General features: G+C 53.3%; 19 protein-coding genes and 1 pseudogene. 7 read left to right on the top strand and 13 right to left on the bottom strand.

The features are described 5' to 3' along the window. Positions 1 to 6: 6 nt before the first annotated feature. Positions 7 to 375: a hypothetical protein gene (locus DS906_RS12270; protein WP_147235242.1), complete on the top strand. Its 369-nt coding sequence runs from the start codon at positions 7 to 9 to the stop codon at positions 373 to 375. Positions 376 to 683: 308 nt separating this feature from the next. On the opposite strand, the gene DS906_RS12275 is transcribed toward DS906_RS12270, so the two are convergent. From DS906_RS12275 to DS906_RS12290, 5 genes are all read right to left on the bottom strand, one after another. After that, positions 684 to 1,517, bottom strand: coding sequence for a PHB depolymerase family esterase (locus DS906_RS12275; RefSeq protein WP_113790452.1), 834 nt, complete (start codon positions 1,515 to 1,517; stop codon positions 684 to 686). 58 nt (positions 1,518 to 1,575) lie between these two features. Next, positions 1,576 to 3,096 carry an adenylate/guanylate cyclase domain-containing protein gene (locus DS906_RS12280; RefSeq protein WP_158541322.1) on the bottom strand — a complete coding sequence of 507 codons (1,521 nt, stop codon included), beginning with the start codon at positions 3,094 to 3,096 and terminating at the stop codon, positions 1,576 to 1,578. A 28-nt stretch (positions 3,097 to 3,124) separates the two neighbouring features. Further along, the gene (locus DS906_RS22210; protein WP_158541323.1) at positions 3,125 to 3,271 is read right to left on the bottom strand and encodes a hypothetical protein; all 147 of its coding nucleotides are present in this window, start codon (positions 3,269 to 3,271) and stop codon (positions 3,125 to 3,127) included. Further along, the gene (locus DS906_RS12285; RefSeq protein WP_158541324.1) at positions 3,268 to 3,747 is read right to left on the bottom strand and encodes a GFA family protein; all 480 of its coding nucleotides are present in this window, start codon (positions 3,745 to 3,747) and stop codon (positions 3,268 to 3,270) included. The genes DS906_RS22210 and DS906_RS12285 overlap by 4 nt, the downstream gene beginning before the upstream one ends. A gap of 310 nt (positions 3,748 to 4,057) precedes the next feature. Continuing rightward, the gene (locus tag DS906_RS12290; RefSeq protein ID WP_113790455.1) at positions 4,058 to 5,203 is read right to left on the bottom strand and encodes a Xaa-Pro peptidase family protein; all 1,146 of its coding nucleotides are present in this window, start codon (positions 5,201 to 5,203) and stop codon (positions 4,058 to 4,060) included. A 655-nt stretch (positions 5,204 to 5,858) separates the two neighbouring features. On the opposite strand from DS906_RS12290, the gene DS906_RS12300 reads away from it, so the two are divergent. Further along, positions 5,859 to 8,237, top strand: a complete 2,379-nt coding sequence (locus tag DS906_RS12300; protein ID WP_113790457.1) for a molybdopterin-dependent oxidoreductase — start codon at positions 5,859 to 5,861, stop codon at positions 8,235 to 8,237. 415 nt (positions 8,238 to 8,652) lie between these two features. After that, complete coding sequence (locus DS906_RS12305; RefSeq protein WP_113790458.1) at positions 8,653 to 9,129, top strand: GDSL-type esterase/lipase family protein; 477 nt, start codon at positions 8,653 to 8,655, stop codon at positions 9,127 to 9,129. Positions 9,130 to 9,988: 859 nt separating this feature from the next. Here the strand turns inward: DS906_RS12305 and DS906_RS12310 are convergent. Genes DS906_RS12310 through DS906_RS12320 form a run of 3 tightly spaced genes read right to left on the bottom strand, consistent with a single transcriptional unit; the run spans position 9,989 to position 12,217 of the window. Next, positions 9,989 to 10,390, bottom strand: a complete 402-nt coding sequence (locus tag DS906_RS12310; protein WP_113790459.1) for a hypothetical protein — start codon at positions 10,388 to 10,390, stop codon at positions 9,989 to 9,991. Positions 10,391 to 10,394: 4 nt separating this feature from the next. Next, complete coding sequence (locus DS906_RS12315) at positions 10,395 to 11,816, bottom strand: MFS transporter (RefSeq protein ID WP_113790460.1); 1,422 nt, start codon at positions 11,814 to 11,816, stop codon at positions 10,395 to 10,397. A gap of 29 nt (positions 11,817 to 11,845) precedes the next feature. Next, entirely contained in the window at positions 11,846 to 12,217 is a 372-nt protein-coding gene (locus DS906_RS12320; RefSeq protein ID WP_113790461.1) for a DUF1330 domain-containing protein, read from the bottom strand. Positions 12,218 to 12,319: 102 nt separating this feature from the next. Between DS906_RS12320 and soxR the strand changes: the two genes are divergently transcribed. Continuing rightward, complete coding sequence (gene soxR, locus DS906_RS12325; RefSeq protein WP_113790462.1) at positions 12,320 to 12,793, top strand: redox-sensitive transcriptional activator SoxR; 474 nt, start codon at positions 12,320 to 12,322, stop codon at positions 12,791 to 12,793. A 188-nt stretch (positions 12,794 to 12,981) separates the two neighbouring features. On the opposite strand, the gene DS906_RS12330 is transcribed toward soxR, so the two are convergent. The 5 genes from DS906_RS12330 to DS906_RS12350 form a co-directional block, all read right to left on the bottom strand. Then, positions 12,982 to 14,025: a low specificity L-threonine aldolase gene (locus tag DS906_RS12330; protein ID WP_113790471.1), complete on the bottom strand. Its 1,044-nt coding sequence runs from the start codon at positions 14,023 to 14,025 to the stop codon at positions 12,982 to 12,984. A gap of 63 nt (positions 14,026 to 14,088) precedes the next feature. Next, the gene (locus tag DS906_RS12335; protein WP_113790463.1) at positions 14,089 to 14,922 is read right to left on the bottom strand and encodes an AraC family transcriptional regulator; all 834 of its coding nucleotides are present in this window, start codon (positions 14,920 to 14,922) and stop codon (positions 14,089 to 14,091) included. A 503-nt stretch (positions 14,923 to 15,425) separates the two neighbouring features. Next, the gene (locus DS906_RS12340; RefSeq protein WP_113790464.1) at positions 15,426 to 15,962 is read right to left on the bottom strand and encodes a hypothetical protein; all 537 of its coding nucleotides are present in this window, start codon (positions 15,960 to 15,962) and stop codon (positions 15,426 to 15,428) included. After that, positions 15,946 to 16,752 carry a hypothetical protein gene (locus DS906_RS12345; RefSeq protein WP_233494773.1) on the bottom strand — a complete coding sequence of 269 codons (807 nt, stop codon included), beginning with the start codon at positions 16,750 to 16,752 and terminating at the stop codon, positions 15,946 to 15,948. The genes DS906_RS12340 and DS906_RS12345 overlap by 17 nt, the downstream gene beginning before the upstream one ends. 37 nt (positions 16,753 to 16,789) lie before the next feature. Beyond that, the gene (locus tag DS906_RS12350; RefSeq protein ID WP_113790466.1) at positions 16,790 to 17,305 is read right to left on the bottom strand and encodes a DUF805 domain-containing protein; all 516 of its coding nucleotides are present in this window, start codon (positions 17,303 to 17,305) and stop codon (positions 16,790 to 16,792) included. A gap of 571 nt (positions 17,306 to 17,876) precedes the next feature. Between DS906_RS12350 and DS906_RS12355 the strand changes: the two genes are divergently transcribed. The 3 genes and pseudogenes from DS906_RS12355 to DS906_RS12370 all read left to right on the top strand — a co-directional run. Then, complete coding sequence (locus DS906_RS12355) at positions 17,877 to 18,176, top strand: hypothetical protein (protein WP_113790467.1); 300 nt, start codon at positions 17,877 to 17,879, stop codon at positions 18,174 to 18,176. Positions 18,177 to 18,377: 201 nt separating this feature from the next. After that, the gene (locus tag DS906_RS22215) at positions 18,378 to 18,839 is read left to right on the top strand and encodes a hypothetical protein (RefSeq protein WP_158541325.1); all 462 of its coding nucleotides are present in this window, start codon (positions 18,378 to 18,380) and stop codon (positions 18,837 to 18,839) included. A 55-nt stretch (positions 18,840 to 18,894) separates the two neighbouring features. Further along, a pseudogene (locus DS906_RS12370) lies at positions 18,895 to 19,423 on the top strand (hypothetical protein); the annotation flags it as partial.

Below are 19,423 nucleotides of genomic sequence, written 5' to 3' on the forward strand. Positions count from 1 at the left end.
ATCCGGATGGATGATTTTGCGCGTGAGTATCGGTTGCTGGACGATGCCGGCGTGCACGCACAATGGCAGAAGGGCTTCTGGCAGATCACGCGGATAGCCGACATCTGGACAAGAACCGGGAAGGTACTTTGTTTGCCTTACAAAGGGGCCAACGCCTATCCATCTTTCCAGTTTGATGAGGATGGAACCCCCCTTCCTTTGATGGAAAAAGTGTTGAAAGCCCTGCCACGTGAAATGACGCCGTGGCAATGCGCATTCTGGTTAACCTCACCCAAATCAGAACTCCGAGGGGAAAGTCCGGCAAATCGCATTCAGACCGGCGATGACTGCATAATCGACATCGCAGGCGAAGCTGGTGGTCTGATGGCAGCTTAGTGTTAGCTTTTGGTCACTCATACGTCGTACAGCATCTGGCAAATTCGTGTCTCCCCTGCTTTTTTTGCCTCCGGCAAGAATAGCGAGATCAGGGCACTCAAATGTCCATTCTCTTCTTAGGGTTCAGTGACAATACCAAGCAGTTCAACCATAGATAAGACTGGCTAAGAGCATACTGAAATACGGGTATCCGCTCTGCGTTTCTAACTAAAGTCTAGAAGATGTGCATTTTTGGCAAAGCGAGCGACCCACAAGCCTTTCTCAGTTTCACCGTAGCAAAACCAAATTTCATTGGAATTGATGGTGCGTCAGTTTTCCAGACTTTCAAACCAGTCAAGCGCTTTTGTGCTCCATCCTTTTGGGTAACCGTGCCCTCCATCGTGGAGGATGATTTCGAGACTACCGTCTTCGCAGTTCCAACGTTTACGCCACAGACCGTCGGTCATTTCGTGATGTGCAGCATTGGGTGGGCATTTGTTTTCGTGCCGCCACACCGACAGACCTTGCCAGATATCTGCTTGCGTGATGGTAACGTCAAACTCTTCGTTGTGTATTGCGCGACCTTCAAGTGGAACAACTTTATCGGCAAACCCGTGAGTATGAAGCAAGTGGACCGGATTTAGGCAATCCTCGGTTGCCGGGAGCCAGAAACCACCGGAAGCCGGGGCGTAACCATGGGCTAAATCCGGTGCGAGACAAGCAACTTCCCAGACCATTGATCCTCCTCTGGAAAACCCCGACAGCAACACCTGGTCCACATTCACGTTTGCATGAAGGGCAGCGTCAGCCAACACCTCACGGAGAAACCCGACGTCTGAGCGGGGATAGGTGTTCCAACCGTCTCGAACAGACCAGTCGGTGGGTTTGCCATCCAACCATGAGAGTGCGGTCGGCGCGATAAGTGCGTATCCTCGCATGGTGAATTCTTCAACGAACGCCTTGTTCCCGACTACCTTCGCACCTGTTCCACCATAACCGTGCAGATGCATCGCAGCAGGTCCGCCCTGCCAATCGACCGGAAGGGCGATATGATATTCTCCGGATTCGATCTTGCACGCGTTTGTTTTGTCACCACAATCGAGTGCGACTGCCTGCCCTGAACTCAAGAGCATAACTAAAACGACCGTTAATTTGTTGTGCATAGTGTCCCCCTTGGGGATCGATGTTAGCACACTTCAACACTGCATTTCTCAAGAGAGCTTATTCGGGTAGCCCCACTGCGCGAAGCCCATCCAGAATTGCGTCCCAGCATGTGGGATCCTGAAAATGGAACCGGCGCACGCCGCTAATCCGGAAGTCCGGATCAGACGTCAAAAGGGCATCCCGCGCCCTTGCTCCTAGATCAGGTAGACCGGCCTGACCCGCTGCGCTGGCAAGATACAATTGTCCGACCGGCAGCCCTGGCGAATTTTGTAGCGCTCGGTTGGCGTTGGCGATGGCATTTTCGAAGTCGCCCATAACCAGATAAGTCTGGGCCAGCGCTTGAGGAACACGGTGATATATCCGGTTTTTGGCCAGAGAAAACGAGCCCTTTTTGATGGAGTTCAGCGCTAACTCTGGTTGGCCCATCAAATTCTGAATCCAGCCCAGTACCATATGTCCCTGGGCAAACTGCGGACTGATTTCGAACCCTCGTTCAACACACCGCACCGCCGCATCCAAATCGCCGGCAATACCGTAGTGAAAAATTCCCCGGATCAGGTGCACATAATCGCTTTGGTCATTCAACGAAACCGCCTTGCTCAACCCGGTGTCGGCGGCTTCGATATCCTCCGGGCGTATCGCGCGATAACCCCATACCAATTCGCCAATCAACGTGTTCGCCTTCATCCCAACAGCCATGAAGTTGCGTGGCTGGACAGTCAGAATCCTGTCCAACAGGCGACCCGCCGCCTCCCATTCTTCGGGCTGAGATCCCATCATGTAATGCCCCGCAAGGTTCAGCATTGCCTCGGGGTCGTTTGTCTCTGTTTCCGCTGCGCGCTCAGCAATTCGTTGCGGAATTCCATAGCGGATCGTTGTCGCGATTTCCCCTGACAACAGATCTTCTGCCACGAAAGGGTCGGAAAGATCACCGTTCATCCGCTGGGTCATATAGGTTGCTGACGTACTCGTTTCGCGCAGCTTCAGGGTGGTACGGACCTGGTTGGCGGACGCCTGAAAAACTGCGGTGGCTATATGATCCGGATCCGCATCGAGTGCAATCAGATCCAATCCCGTCAGATTGGCAAGCGCCGCCTCTACCGTGTGATTGCAGGCTTCTGCCAGCATCTTGGCATCGTCATTGTTGCCGAGGGCTTCGAATGCGGCGAGGGCTATCGTTGGTTTCTTAGATGTTACCCCGATGAGCGGTGTGGCGGCAGTGTGAAGGGCTCCACCTTGGTCGGGGGGCCAGACAAAGGCGCGGATCGGGCGCGAAATGTTTTTCAGCGTCAACTCACCGACATCCGTGAACAACTCGTCCATTACTCCAACGATCTGATCACGGACGGCGGCGGAGATGCAGATCCCGCCCGTCGGGGCAGCGCCTTCTAACCGAGCCGCAAGATTCACACCATCGCCATAGATATCGCCATCGTCAACAATCACATCGCCTATGTGAAGTCCCATCCGGTAACTGATCTGCCGATCTTGAGGAGCGGATTCTTCCTCTGAGCGAACTGCTTCTTGCGCGGCTATCGCGAACCGTACCGCTTCCACTACGCTTGAAAACTCGGCCAAAAATCCATCGCCTGTCGACTTGATGATCTTACCCCCCAGCCTGCTCGATGCCGGGGTCGAACACAGACAGGCGCAGTTCTTTTTGCCGGGCCAGCGTTGCTTCTTCAGCGGCTTCCACAAGCCGCGAAAATCCGACAATGTCGGCAGCCAAGATCGAAGTGAGTTTGCGTTTCACCCGTCAGCTCGCGTGTTCAAGGAGAACCAACCGGTTTTGTCCGGTTCAAGCACAGTGACACCATCCCCTCCGAACGATGTAGGAGTCGTTTTCCATTTCGGCAGACCATCAGCCATGTCGAAAACACGCTCGCCATAGAAGATGTGAAAGGTCGGCTCAAAGCTTAGCCCGGATTCGACCAGCGACATCGCGTTAACCGCGACGATGTCCTTACCGGGTTTGATATTCACCAATGCATACCCGCATTTACCACAGGAAACACGATGGCTTTCATTATTCTTGTCCGATTGAACCGTCGGTCCTGACAACGAGACATTGTCCGCCGACCAAAGACACCAGGCATTGACCGGCGCCGAATGCCATTTTCTGCAAGAGTGGCAATGACAATAAGCCATGACCATCGGCTTACCAGCGGTAGAAACACTACATGCGCCGCAATAGAAGATCCCTTGGTAGGTTTCAGAATCGCCAGTCATATTCCTTCCCCCCCCCAAATCGAACACAGGCGGCAAACGCAAGTTTTCCACCACTCCTGCTTCTCCAATGCACTGCCAGTTATACATCCCAATTGCCGGGTCCCAAAGTGACTTCTTTGTCTTTGACAACTGAGCTTTCAAAGGTGTCGGATGTCCTTTAATTTCGCGCTTCCATTCGCGTTGCGGATGTCTGAAGAGGCTACGTAATCGCGAGATCGTGGAGAAATGTCTTCGAGATATTTAGACCCCGGCTCGACACTCCGGCCTTTCGCCATGCAAGTAGGCTCACAAGACCGAGTTGAACGGAATGTCAGAGGATAACATCATCCAAGGATTTTGGATGATCTGTAATTGCTTCCCAACCATATTCGGTGATTATGAAACTGTCGCCGACCTGCGCACGAAACGTATCGACTGATACTGAACCATCAACAGCAAAAACCATCCCTGGCTGCAACATTGTCGTATCGCCAGTGACCAGCTGTGGTTTCTCCAAAAAGCTGTATCCGGTCGCGCGACCGCACCGGAACGGGTATTCAAATCCCGCCCCCTGAATTACTTCGGCATAGGCAGCATGCACACTTTCGGCAGTTACACCTGGACGCAATTCAGCCAGTGCAGCAGCCTGACTGGCTACAGCAACCTCGTAGATATGCTCTTGCTGCTTGTCTGCGATCTCACCGATCCAAAAAGTGCGGTCAAAGCCCAGTTTGAAGCGGTGAAAATTGGTCATGCCGCAAAAGCACAAAAACACCGGTTCGCCTCGTTTCATGATCCGGGTTGAGGCGCGATGATGGGTTTTGGTGATGGTATCGCCCGACGCCATTATTTGCAGAAAGTGTGTATTGGGCGACATATCCGCGTCATCGTAATGCGCCATTAAAAGCTCTGCGGCCTTTCGTGTTCCGGCCTGGGACGTGGCAATCGCAACTTCGAACTCCGGCACTCCGTCTGCAATCGCGTCACGTCCGGCGTCCATCATAGCACTTGCCACTTGCCCAGCATGCCGGGCCAATTGAAGTTCCTGGGTGGATTTTATCATCCGCATTTCAGCCAATATTGGCGTGGTGCTGAGTAGGTTTCCCACCGGGACCAACGTATCCAGATATGCCCGAACGAGAGGCGGCATGTGATCAGGTTCGATCCCAACGAGCATTGCTCCCTTGACCACTTTGGGTAACTCCGACCGCCACTCTTCGCCCATACCGTCATTCCAGGCCGAAATACGGTCAACATGAGCGGCCGAACGTGCGGCATTCAGGTCTATTGTCGGCGTGATCAACAGGCTTTCACCTGACCTGTGCACAACCAGGATGGTTGGACGCCCGAACTCCATATGGAGGTAGTCGTAATAGCCCGTCAGATAATAAACGTTGTCGTCATCGGTGATGAGAGCAACGTCTATTCCAGCTTCTTGCATGTGAGTGCGAAAGCTTTTCATCCTCGTAGCAAACATCGTCAGTCTCCATCCTTAAGGCGCCGGTTGGGTTTCTCAAAATGAGATGCGTGATTGAGACGGTAGAACACGATTTATGCTGGGTCCATCAAAGCGAGGTGAAGCGTCTGTTTTGACGCTTCTCTGGCATTTCATCGGAATAAGCATCACCGACGGTTGCTTTTCATCTGACAGACCACAATCGAGCTTGGCGCAGCATACGGGGTTTTGGAGCCGCTTGTGAAATACAACGCTACTTGCCATCCACCTCCAACGCCATTTGCCTTAGGTGTCGCTTATGGGAATTCCCCGCCTCGAAGTAGGTCATGGCGACAACCGGTTCACAGGAAACTGGGCGGCAGGATGCCATGAAAACAGCCATCCGGACTGCGTTTCTAACTAGGGGCAAAGAATGCAGATCTGCGGTCGGCTCCAGCGAATGAGTGAGTTGAGCTCGATGCTGACACTTGCTGAAGTCAGCAAGCGTTGTTTCTGCGGGTTTTCGCTGCACGCACACCAATGGTTGTTTTTCTATGTTTCATACAAAGATGTTACCACGTTGCCATCGATTGAATTTCAATTGTGCAGATGGAAAAAGGGAGAAGGCGTCAATTTGTGATAGCGTCAGTCAAAACTCGACAATTTGACTGAACCGAACAGCCGAAAGCGAATTTTTATGTCTGAGCCTACGCAGGACCGAGAAGAGATATCCAGTTTTTGCGCGCTTTGTGTATCTCGGTGCGGTGCGATAGCGACCGTTGAAGATGGGCGGCTGACATCGTTGTCGGCGGATCCTTCACATCCGACAGGACAGGCGCTCTGTATCAAGGGCAAGGTTGCCCCCGAATTGGTTTACCATCCGGACAGGCAGGAATACCCGATGAAGCGCACACAGCCAAAAGGCGCGGCTGATCCTGGGTGGCAACGGATCAGTTGGGACGAAGCATTGTGCACAATCTCTGACAACCTAAAGCGCCTTTCCGATCAACATGGCCCCGAGACTGTTGCCTTCAATACTGCATCCCCATCGACTTCTGCCATGTCTGATTCCGTAGAATGGGTCAGGCGGCTTCGGCGCGCTTTTGGCAGCCCGAACCAATCGATCTCGATGGAGCTATGCGGTTGGGGTCGGTATTTAGCCAACCTTTACTCCTTTGGGTCCGCGTTACCCGCGGGAGTAATGCCAGACCTGGAAAATGCCGGTTGTATTTTGTTCTGGGGTTACAATCCGACGGTTTCGCGGATTGCACATGCGACTGCAACCAGTGCGGCCAAAAAGCGTGGCGCGCAATTGATCGTTGTAGATCCGCGCAACGCGGGGTTGGCGCGGCAGGCTGACGCTTGGTTGCAGGTGCGACCCGGTACAGACGGAGCATTGGCGTTAGGATTGTCGAATGTCATGATCCGAGAGGGTTGGTTCGATCACGCGTTTTTGCGCAGTTGGTCCAATGCGCCGATGCTGGTTCGGGATGATACCAAAAGGATGTTACGCGCTTCTGATTTGTCGGTTGGCAAGTCGTCTGACAGCTACATGGTCTGGTCTGAAGCAACCAAGGAACCAGTGCCCTGCGAACACGGTGCCGATACCGGCAGCTATGCCCTCTCCGGTTCTTTCGAAGTCACAACTTTGGATGGGCCTGTGACCTGCCGCCCGGTCTTTGAGATTTGGTCGCAAATCTGTGCCCGCTATACCCCCGATACCGTAGAGGAAATCACGGGCGTCGCCGCATCGGATATCACGCGCACGGCGAAGATGATGTGGCAATCGCGACCTGTTGCCTACATGGCCTGGTCAGGACTTGAGCAGCAATCCAATGCGACCCAGAGCGCGCGGTCCATTGGGCTGTTGTACGCGTTGACCGGCAACTACGACACCAAAGGGGGCAATGTAGAATTCCCCGCCGTTCCGACAAACAATATCCAAGGGGACGAGTTCCTGTCGGCGGCGCAACGGGAAAAGACTTTAGGACGGGTCAAGAGGCCGCTTGGCCCGGCAAAGTATGATTTTGTCGCCTCGGCCGATGCCTACGACGCCATTCTGGACGAGAAACCCTACAAAGTACGAGCGATGATCAACTTTGGCTCGAACCTGCTGCTGGCCCATGCAGACGGCGCGCGTGGTTACGAGGCGCTAAAGGCGCTGGAATTCAATGTCCATATCGATTTGTTCATGAACCCCAGTGCCGAGCTCGCTGATATCGTGCTGCCTACGACCAGCCCCTTCGAGTCCGAAGGGTTGAAGATCGGATTTGAGGTAAGCGAGGACGCATGTTCACTTGTTCAGTTACGCCAGCAGCTGGTCGAGGCACGAGGCGAGGCACGGTCGGACATCCAGATTGTTTTTGACCTGGCCTGCCAGCTTGGGTTGGAAGATCTGTTCTGGGACGGGGATGTCGATGCTGCCTACCGCCACCAACTGTTACCTAGCGGATTGACACCAGAAGCTTTGCGCGCAACTCCTGAAGGCATTCGTGTCCCATTGCAGACGACCTATCAAAAGTATCAAGCCGTCAAAGACGGTGTGCCACGCGGATTTAATACTCCTTCGGGTAAAGTAGAATTCTATTCTGAAACCTTGATGGATCACGGATATCCGCCATTACCTGACTATGAGGAACCACAGGTAGGGCATAGTGCGCAGCCGAAACTGGCGGCGAGATACCCATTGATCCTGACCTGCACCAAAGATTCACTCTATTGCGAGAGCCAGCATCGCGGATTGCCAAGCCTGCGTCGCCGTGCACCGGAGCCTCAAGTCGACATGCATCCAGAAGCTGCTGAAGCGCGAAACATCAGCGCTGGAGATTGGGTACGTATAATAACACCAAAGGGACACGCCCGCGCCCGGGCACGGCTGGACAAGAGCCTTGATCCGAAGGTGATCTGTGGTCAGCACGGATGGTGGCAAGCTTGCCCTGAACTTGACGCACCAGGCTATGACGTACTGGGAGAAAACACAGCGAATTTCAATCAGATGATTGGTCAGGATGCGGTGGACCCTGTAAGTGGATCAGTTCCTTTGCGCGCATATGTCTGTGAGATCGAAGCGCTTTAGACACTTACCAACAGGGGATTCCACCCAATGCCGGAGTTAGTCCGGCGGGCCGCACTTCTTCAGGGTGGCACCATGTTGATGGTTTGGATTGGATAGCTGAGAATGACGTCAATGTCTGCTTAGTTTATCCGCTTTCAGTCGCCACCGTGGCGGAATTTGTAGGATTGGGATTTCCAAGGACCTTAGCTGCACATGACAGGAACAACGGGTCTAGGATCGTACTTTAATTCGCTGCACCGCCCTCGCGTTGGTGATCCGCGGACGAAGCTGCCATTACAGACTATGCCGTTTTCAACGGCTAAGTCTGCAAGTACTCTAAAGCGGTTTCACTGCTCGACCTGCTGTGCCTTACTACTATGGTTGAGGCCCTATCTGTCTCAAGAGTATCGTCATTTCATCCAAGCAGGAGCGAACAATGGCACTAGAGGAAACGCATAGTAAGCAGACCGCCAACCCGAAAACTGTGTTGTGTTTCGGTGATTCATTGACTTGGGGATTCGATCCGCGCGGCGGAGCAAACCTTGTTCGTTACGGATTCACAAAGCGATGGACCAGGCTGCTTCAAGCCGAGCTAGGTTCATCGTACCACGTGGTTGAAAACGGATTGAACGGTCGAACAACGGTTTTCGACGACCCTGTTATGGGCGACATGAGCGGCCTCGCTCAGTTGCCAATCGCTCTTAAATCGAACATGCCACTTGATCTTGTCATAATTCTTCTGGGATCGAATGACGTTAAGACCCGCTTTGGCGTGAATGGCGACGAGATTGCCCGTGGTCTAAGCCGCCTTTTGGAGGTTGTCTCCAAATCGAATTTCGGCCCAGATGGAAAAGCCCCATCTACTCTTGTGCTCGTTCCGCCAGAAATGGGCGAGGTCAGCGGCACGTGGTAGGAACCAATGTTCGACCCAGATCATAGCCGAGCAGGCCTTCAACGGCTTCGCGAGACATACCCGACAGTTGCCAGCGCGTTCGGTGCGCAGTGCTATGAACTTAATGAGGTGGTCTGTCCCGGAGCAATTGACGGCATACAATTTGACCCCGATTCATTGAAATCGGTTGCCATAGCGCTCGCCAGAGTTATCCGTGATTTACTCCGCACTTAGAAAAAGTAGACGCGCACCGAAATCCACAGTCGAGTCTCAACGAAACCAATATGTCCGCTGTTCCAGTACCGGTCGAGAGTTGGATTTTTGTTTGAATGTCGTAGTTGGGGCTCTGAGGTGCCATTCTCTGCAATCGGTTCGATTGATTGGTCGCAGCCCAAAGCAGACATGCCACAGCAACACGCGGGACGGGAAGCTGCCGTTCTTAGCAGTCGCAATGCCATTCATGGGAAACTCAAAAAGCGGCCATTCAGGTTCAGTATGACGATCTCGACGATCCCGCGGCCGCACTATGTCACCGAAGCGCACTGCAGAACGGTCAATCCATTGTAGCGATTGTTCAGCGAGGAAAAATCGACGTCACCTCAGTTTTCATAACGTCTAACAAAGCCTTAGTTAGTACTGGAGTAGATATCAACGTTTTCGGATAAGCAGAGGGCGTCGCACCTCTCAAACACACCTCAATCTGCATTTCAGGCAGTGCGAAAAGCAATCATTGTCAAGTCATCCAAACGTTCTTCCTTCGAACTATAGTCTTGAAAAGCGCTGTGAATAGCCGACAATAGCTCTTCCGAACACGACCAATGTTCCTGTTCGAATACAGATACAACTCTCTGGAAGCCAAAAGCCAAACGTTTTTCTGCACCTAATTGATCAAAGATGTTCGGTGGCAGACGTTGTTGTCGGTGTGCCCAGGCGTGTAGATCGCTTCCAGCCCGACACCGAGTTCCTCGGAGTTGTCCGTTTCAATAGTCCCGTCCAATGTTAGATCTTTAGGGAAGTACTTTCGCATCTCCCGATGACCGATCAGCGGTACGCCAAGGGCTGCTTTGGCGCGAAGGAGCCCATCTGTGATCTCGTGATTATGGCTGAGATACAGATGATCCGTCCTTCCGGATGCTTTGATCGCATCCAAGGAAGGAAGATGCTCTGCGACATATATCATGTCCCGACCCTCCGAATGCTCAAGAAGATAGGCATGGGACTTCAGCGTTCCAAAGCGAAGTTCGAGGGGCGTTTGCCAAAGATCCGAAAACAGCTGCTTCATGGTGTTACCCTTTCTGACTATTGATCAGGGCGCGGCTCGCAAGAATTGCCAAAGCGGCAACCAGACCAAACGTGACGAACAGCCAAATGGCGGAATTGGCTATACCTGACAGATTCTCGGTCTCATTGAACCCGGTGAAATTGCCTACCAAGCCAGCTACGGCTGTACCAAACGCCACGGCAAACATCTGAACGGTAGAGAGGGCAGATGCCGCCATATCGCGTTCATCCGTATCAGTGAATTGCAGAATGAATGTGTTGAGATGCGGCCACCCGACACCAATGCCAATACCCAATAGGATCAGAGCAAAAGACAGTACCGTCGTCATGGCTGAACCTGCGCTGCCGAACATTGGTGTGGTAACGCCAAGCACAATGCAGGCAACCATCATCAGAGGAGGTCCTGACAGAACGGCGAGATGCATTTTGCGACCCGTGAACCGCGCCGAATAGACCTCGGACATGGCCCACCCGATTGAGACCAGGGCCGCCACGTAGCCTGCCATCAGGGGGCTGAGCCCATGCAGACGTTGCAAGAAGAACGGCATGAAGAATTCAGCATTGATGCAGAAGATCAGAAGAGCCATCACCGATATTGAAAGAAAGAGCGGTGCCCCCGGTACGGTCGCTCCACGCGGGAACAGCCTTATGCGGTTTGTTTTTTCACGGCGCATCAGGGTAAGCATCAGTACGATTGACACTAAGACCGCGACAACGGCCCAGACCGCCGACGGCGCAACACTACCAAATGAAATCGCCAACACCGACCCCGCCAACAGAGCCAACTGCCTAAATGCAATCGGCTCGGACGGCCTGCGATCTCTTTTGACACGCGGGAGTAATCTTAGCGTCAATGCCACGAACAGCGCTGTGACCGGCAGCATGATCCCGAAGCCCATACGCCACATGCCAAGCTCAGCGAAGATGCCACCGACAGCTGGCCCGAACAGCATGGTGATCCCCCAAGTGCCGGACAGCAGCGCCATTGCCCTTGACCAAAGGCGCTCGGGATAGACCACCACGATCATCGAGTAGCACAGCGTGAACAACATGCCACCGCCCGCACCCTGAATGACTCGCCCCACTAGCAAAACCGGCATGGTCATCGCCAGTGCCGCCAGCAAACTGCCAAGCGCAAAGACAACGCTGGACAGCCCAAAGCCCAGACGGGGCCCGGTACGTCGCAAAAGACTTCCGGTAATGGCAGCGCTGAGGATTGCCGCAAGCGTAGCCAGGGTCGCGTTCCAGGCATAAAGATTTTGCCCGCCAATTTCGGCCACTATGGAGGGGAGCATCGTGGCGGAGAGTGTGATATTTACCGCATGCAAGGCTATCCCGGCTGCGAGAACTGCGGAAACGGCCGAGAATTCTCCCCGCAGTATATCGCTCCATCGGGCCTCAATTGTGTGTTCAACTGTTGCTGTCATAGGTCGTCTCCGCAGCTATCGAGGTCTGATCAGTCGGTTTGCACGTAGGCGTGGTCGGGGTTCTGTTCGGCCCATTCTTCGGCGTCGAACCCTTCTACAGCAAATGTGAAATTCGGCGGAATTACATCGGTTCTGAGATGTTTGATCGCCTGATATTCCTCAGAGTTCCAAAAACCCTGCAAGGCCTCCATCGACGGAAACCGAAAGAGGGTAAACCGGGCATCATCTTTCCATTCACCTTCAAAGTGATCCATAAACTGCCCCGTCTCACCCGCGACGATCAGCTCTCCACCCCATTTTTCCATAATGGGGTGTGTAGCATGACCATAGGGATCAAGTGCGCCATGGCCTTCCGGCATAAATGAACTGGCCACAAGGTAGGCTGGCTTCTGCTTTGACATTTAAAACTCCGTTAACTTCCGCCCAATGATTCGAGCTTGCACTTGCGTTGTTACTTCCTCAACTTTAGTTGAGGTCAAGCAGTTGATGACGGGGGTATTGAGATGAAGAGGCGTGGTGGTTTGACGGTTGGTGAAGTGGCTGAGCGCAGTGGTATCGCGGTGTCCGCAGTGCACTTCTATGAACGCAAAGGTTTGATCGCGTCAGAGCGCAACGATGCCAATCATCGGCGCTACTCTCCAACGGTCCTGCGTAAGATCGCGATTATCCAAGTGGCTCAGAGGGCGGGTATCCCTCTGCGGGAAATTGCAGACGCGATGGACTTCTTGCCACCAGAGGCGAAGGTCACCGTTAAACACTGGGAAATGCTCTCCACCCGCTGGACCGATGAGCTGGACGACCGCATCGCGCGTCTAAAGAGATTGAGAGATGGGATGGCGGGTTGCATCGGTTGCGGGTGTCTGTCGATGGACACTTGCAAGCTGGTCAATCCCGACGACAAGATTGGTGCCAACGGCTCTGGGCCGCGATATCTGGAGGATGACGCACCACTCGCCGATGACCCTTACCGCACCTAGCAGACATTGGCTCCAAGATCACAAATGTCCGATTTGTCCCGCATCTTTCCCGTTTGTGGTCGTCGCCGCGAATGGCGGGCGAATTGAGATCAACCGTTCGAGTTCGGCGCGGCGAAGGCTGGCGGAGAGCCCTTAGTGATCGATGCCGAATTTTGTTGGTGTGTTTTCTTTCCGAAGCCCAGCCAAACCTACGCGGTATTTCGATCTGATTTGCTTACCTCTGCAAGGAATGCGTCCACGTGTTCTTCTTCGGTTGCCCAGGAAGTAACCAGCCGTGTAACCGAGTTGTCAGCGTCATACGGTTCCCAAACGTAGAAATCGAACCGCTCTTTAAGTTGGGCAATCAGGTCATTGGGAAGGATCGGGAACAACTGGTTGGTTTCAGTCTCAGCGACAAACTTGAACCCGGCTTTGGCGATCCCATCAGACAGCCGTTCCGCCATCGTGTTAGCGTGACGTGCGAGATCGAAATATAGTCCGTCGCTGAATAATTCACGGAACTGAAGGCCCAGAATACGACCCTTTGCCAACAAGGCACCGCGCTGCTTGATGTGAAAGGCGAAATCCTCGCGCAGATTTGGATTGGGAATGACAATGGCTTCCCCCAGCAACGCACCAACTTTGGTCCCTCCGACCCAGAAGATGTCCGTCAGCTCCGCAATGTCGTGGAGTGTCAGGTCATTCTTGTTCGCCGATAGGGCGGCCCCCAATCGCGCCCCATCGAGCAACAATAGCAATCCACGTTCCCGACACAGGGCCGATATGGCCTCAAGTTCGGCCTTTGTGTAGAGCGTTCCCACTTCGGTGGCATTTGAGATGTAGACAAGACGCGGTTTGGCCATGTGCGGGAAGTGTGCATTTGCTTCGAGCGCCGCAAGGATGCTGTCAGGGGTAAGTTTGCCTTTGACGGGTGGAACCGTTATAATTTTGTGACCTGTCGCTTCAATCGCACCAGTTTCGCGCACGACAATGTGCCCGGAAGCGGGTGCAATCACAGCTTCATGCGATCTGAGCGCACTGGAGATGGCCAGAATATTGGCAAGGGTTCCGCTGGCAACGAACCAGATGTCCGGGTTTACTTCGCCCATATGCTGATGAAGCAGTTTCCGAGCCTCTAGCGAGTAAGCGTCGTCACCATAGGCCGTCTGCTGGACCATGTTTGTTTCGGTCAGGGCTGCCAGTATCCGGGGGTGTGCCCCTTCACTATAATCATCCAGAAAGCTGAACTTCATCGTGGTCTCCATGTATCTTGGATGCAGACATAGGGACGAATACTTAGCGAATATAGAACGATTTTACATCTCTTGTTGCAGATAGCGCGCGGGGGTGACGCCATAAATGGCGCGGAAATTGCGAGTAAGATGGCTTTGATCGGAAAATCCTGCCTCAAATGCCGCGTCAGTGATACTGGCACCTCTCTGCAGCATATCCCGGGCACGACGCACACGCGCCAGCATTACATATTGATATGGTGCCATATGAAACCGCTTCTGAAATCGTGACATGAATTGGCGTTTCGTGAAGCCGGACAGGTCGGCCAAGGTTGAAATATCGAACGTGCCTTGAATGTTGTCGTGGATGTAGTCGCGGACCTGGCCCAACTCTTTGCTACCAACCGCACGCTCTTCGGGCTTCGCGTCAGAAAGCGTTTCAAAAATCTGACCAACCGTCTGCAATACTTCCTGCTCCAGTAGTAGGCGGTCGGAACCGGTTTCCAGCAGAGTCCTCAGGTTGATCAACCGCTCCGCAATGGCAGGCGAGTGTTTGAAGGGTTGGTGAAAGGAATATGTGCTGTCTGCACAATCCATGGCCTCGCACACAATATCCTGAGGAAAATAGAAGATGGTTTGACGCCAAGCGTCCGCGTCGCCAAGGCCGCCATGATGAGCCTCATCCGGCGAAAACGTTGCCACGACATCTTTGGAAGCATGCCACCATTCGCCCTTGCACCAAACATCGTGAGCACCATCTTCGATTGCGCCCACAAGATACTCCTCGTGAGAGTGCCGGGGGAATGTCTGCTTGGTGTAATCTGCACGGAGATAGTCGAACCCACCGAGTAGATCGGTATGTTTCAACGTGGCTTCGTTCTTCGGGCGGCGACCGGCAGGTGTTTGCGTGTCTGGCATGCCTATCAGAGTAATCCTTGCATTGAAGCTTTTCAATTTACACTGACGCGGTCATTGACGCAGACGCAGCGAAAGCTCACTAAGTCCCGCTTATTGGGATTTCCAAGATTTGGTTGGGTATGTCCGGTTTGGGCTGGAAGCGGCAGTCGTAAAGCTTCACGGGGCCCACGACCAAGGCATGGGGCCAACCAAAATTTGCACTGTGCGAAATTAACTTTGAATTCGAAATTCAGTGGGTGGCTATTGCGCCCAAGGTTTTGGGCCAAAGATGCAAATCTTTAGGCGAAATGCAAAGCTTTGGGCGCACCTACAATAAGCTGTAGGAGAGCTCATAACGCTGCATTTCCGACGTTGATTTCATTAAAGAAAATCTTGGAAGTTCGCCTATAACTCTGCGCGGTATTTGCGCATAACTTTGCACGATTTGCCCATAACTTTGCATGCTACAGAGAACCCATCGAACAAACAGGCTCTCAGGCTTATCTGCGGTGCCCAATTGCAGTTTACTCCCAATCGCCAGCAGACGAGCGCCACGTCTTAGCTTCCGCATCCCAAACACTGGCTGTTGCGCAAGGCGTTGGGTTTATTCCATCGCAATTGGATCCATGAATATCTGCCACAACAACGCGTTGACGGCCAAAATCAACGACCGTCCAGCCTTGGTTAAGCAAGGAGTGCACCTCTTCACTAACCCAAAAGTGCGACATGCATCCGCCAGTACCGCAGTAAAGTGATGCAGCGCTCGAACACGCGAAACCCGACTCATTCAGAACCCAGTCGCGTTGTAGATCTCCGTCGAGATCGACCCTCTCAACCGCACCCCAATCTAAGTCAAACTGACCGTCGTTGAACGACGCGCAGGCTCGTGCCGCCAGATCAACCTTCGCCTGCAAACCGGGCGGGAGTTGCGAAACATCAGCCGCAACAGCCGGTGAGGTCCAAACAAGGCCCGAAGCAAGCACAATCCCGGCGACCAAACATTTCATCTGACGCGCTATTTGGGAAGCTGGTTGGAAGGAGGTATCAATTGCATTGATCATACCTGTAGTCCCCATATTCCAGCCAGTTTGCCGAGCCTTCGCGAAAAATCAGAAACTCGGACCTGTCCTCCCCAAGCAGGGCGACGATAAATCCGGCGGGCGGCACAGAGTTTCCGAAGTAACTGTAGGCCGTCATGGCTCTGATCGACTCGCCGTTGACCGTTACTCGCGCGTCCCACTCCCCCTCTGGATTGTCCAGAATTACATATTCGATCTGGCGTTTTATCGCTCCGCCACCACAATAGACAATGCCTTCGGGTGCTTCGTAGGAACCCCCCTGGCTAGCACCTGAATCGCAGGCGGAACGAAGGGACCGAATTGCCGTGCCGGAACCCTTCAAGTCAAAGATTCCGTAGCTGACATCTTGATCAATCATCGACAGATTAACCGATGCATTGGCCGCAAGCTGGTCCAGTACAAAACCATAGTCCTGCTGACTATTGAAACTGATCTCGACGGGATAATTGTCAACGATCTGCAAAGCAGCGTTTTCAGCGCCAACCTGAAATGCCCCAACCTCGGTGGTGCCGTTCGTCAAAAAACGAATGGAAAGCCCTTGCTTCTCTGCAATGTCCTGGCTGTCCTCATATCCAGCTGGAGCAAAGCGGATACGGTTACACTGAAGCTCTAGCGTCATATTTCCGGTCTGAAAAAATGCATTGGGATTGGGCCCGGAACTGAACGACCACTCCGCCGATGCTGTGGTTGCCATTGCCATCATCAACGCTCCAACGGAAATCGGCCTGAAACTCATTTTCTCTCTCCACGGTGTTGCGGTTCGCATTTTCATTCAGCAGAGTTTTCGGCCCGCCGCCCAGGCAACCAGGTTAGGAAACAGGTGCGCCGTATTCGTTTGCGCCTTCTTGGGAAGGTCGTGTCAGCCACCAGATCATCAGGATGGACAGAACCAATTGAAGAATTGAGACAACAAAAATACCGGTCACGCCCAGGACTGCCGCGGGACCTCGTAATGCATCGGGGTTTTCCGTCCCTTGCCCCAATACCGAGAAGAACGCCACCCCACCCAGCATAACAAAGAGCGTGGTAATGCTGAGCGCCATCGGCAGCAGCAAATACCAGCCAGGTCGTCCTGTATCATGCAGCCTCCGCCAACCGGCGGCCAGCATGGGTATGAGAACAGCCAGTTGGAAAACAGAGGACAGAACCCGAGATCCTTGCCCAGTTTCTGGGTTGGTCCCGAATATGATAGTATCCAGCACAGCTAAAGCAGCGCTCGCGAGAACCACGAACAAGAAGAACCACCAGTATTCTGAGCGTATAGCCCGACCGGAGAACTGGAAATATTTTGAGAAACACGTTTTAACTGCTTCCACAAACCCCATTTTCAACCCTTTCTAAGTTTCTGTGCGGCCTCAGAACGCCTCGCCACCTAATAGAACAGACTTGCCCTTCTGGGTTTTCCCACCTTCCTTTTGTGTTTGAACGCCAAAAAACTATCCTATGAAAAGGTAGCGAAGTTTGCGCGCGGAAAAAATGTTGATTTATAAAAAATTAGATTCAAACATGCGAATTCGATGCAACTTTCATTTTACCTCCGTTGTTGTCGTTGCTGCTCGCTTCGCCGAGCCCTTCCGGCCGCTGGAGTGAGTGCTGGCAGCCGGAAGGCACTTTACACGGATCAGTCGTTGGGAGGGTGCGATGCTTAGACTTAATGTACTCGCCCTCTTTCCAGAGTTTGCTCTAGCTTTTGCCAGTGATTTCATTCGGCCATCCCACGTTGTTGGAGGTCTTGGCAGTCAACGTAATAGTGCTCTGCCCGCCAAGCCCCCCGCGGCAAGTTTTAGGAAAGGCAGTCACAGGATCGAGGTATGTTCTATTGGCTGCCCAGACGCGAGAGCTTCAAACTAGTGCATCCAATTTTACAAATTTTAAGGGAACCAGAGGGAGAAGAAAATGACCAACAAGATGGTGATGATTGCGGGCGCAACTTGTTTCGCACTGCTTGCGGCCTGCGACGATACGAGTACATCAAGCGCGTCCGCCGAACTCACGCCGGCTCAGCAAGCGTGTTTGCGAGATGTAGCCAACACGACGAACAATTCGCAAGTCGTTGTGCTCTCATCCGCGTTTAGCGAGGCCGGAACACAAGTCACTGTCGGTGTTGGTGAGGATCGCGCTCCTTGGAATTGTATTGCTTACTCTGATGGCGCCACAGCTGGTATCGAGTTCCTGGGCGACGAAGGCGCATTGTGAGCAGTCTGATGCGTGGCCAATAATGGCTGCGCAGCACTGGCTTGATCTGCTGAGGTTCGACTTGGTTTGTAGAACCACCATCATCGTATTCTCGATCCTGTACCTGTTGGCGTTGATTGCATTCTTGACCGGCACATTCGGCTGGCTGGGACAGGAACGAGACCCCTTGTCCGGGGTGTTCCTTTTGCCGTTGGGACTGCCTTGGATAATTCTAGTGGATTTGGTCTCAGAGTCAGCCAAACCGTGGTTCGCGGCGATTGTTCCGGTGCTCAACCTGTTAGCGCTGGTCTTGATTTGCAGATGGGTACGCAGTTTGCGCCAGAAGAGAAGGCGGAGCTCTTTCTCACCCAAAAGGAGGAAAACATGGGAAAAGTAATCTTGGGAATTGTGATCGGGCTCGTCCTCGGCGTGGTTGGAGCGATGACCTTGGGTGGCGGGGCCGCAATGGGGGTCGGCGTTGCGACAGGCTTGTCCGCCGGTGTTTGCACCACATTGAAAGGAGCACAAGCCGAGAACCTGATCACCGCCGAGCAAGCGGATCAAATCCTCAATCGCGTAAATTCCGAGATGGCATCTCTGCAAGGAATTGAAACGACAGATGAGATCGTCGGCAGCGCACAGGCATGCGATGAATTTCTGTCAAAGTTACGAGAAGCAAAGTGAGGTTCCGCTTTGTACGGAACAAAACTGTAAGGACAAGCCAACAGGGAACCATCTGATGAAACTCGTTTTACTCAAACTCCTCACACCCATGTTCGCAATCGCGGGCACTGCTGCTTTTGCAATGTCAGAAGCCGATGACGCGTGTATCGACCAATTGCGGCAGGTTGGAGGACCAGACGGTCAATCAGGTACGATTGAAAGCTCAGAATTCTCAGAGGCGGGTACGCTCGTCATGCTACGTGACGCAGGCGGAACGCTTTGGCGCTGCATCGCGTACAAGGATGGAAGCATCGGCGAGATGTCGGTTGTCGAAGCGATGGATGATGGCGGTGGAGCAGTGGCAGGCGCCGCCGGTTCTACCGGTAGCCAACGTGTCAAATTCGATGCTGATTCCACCGGCGCCGAACTAGTTGGTGAACTCGCGCCCGGAGCGTCGCAGCAATATGTTCTCGGTGCAAAGAACGAACAGTTTCTTTACGTCCGAGTTGCGCCGCGAAATGGCTCCTTGGACTATGTTATTCGTAACCCTGATGGATCTGAATTGTTAGGATTGATGTCGGCGGACTGTCCGTCGTCGGGGATTT

The organism is Ruegeria sp. A3M17 (assembly GCF_003318255.1).
Lineage (GTDB): Bacteria > Pseudomonadota > Alphaproteobacteria > Rhodobacterales > Rhodobacteraceae > Ruegeria.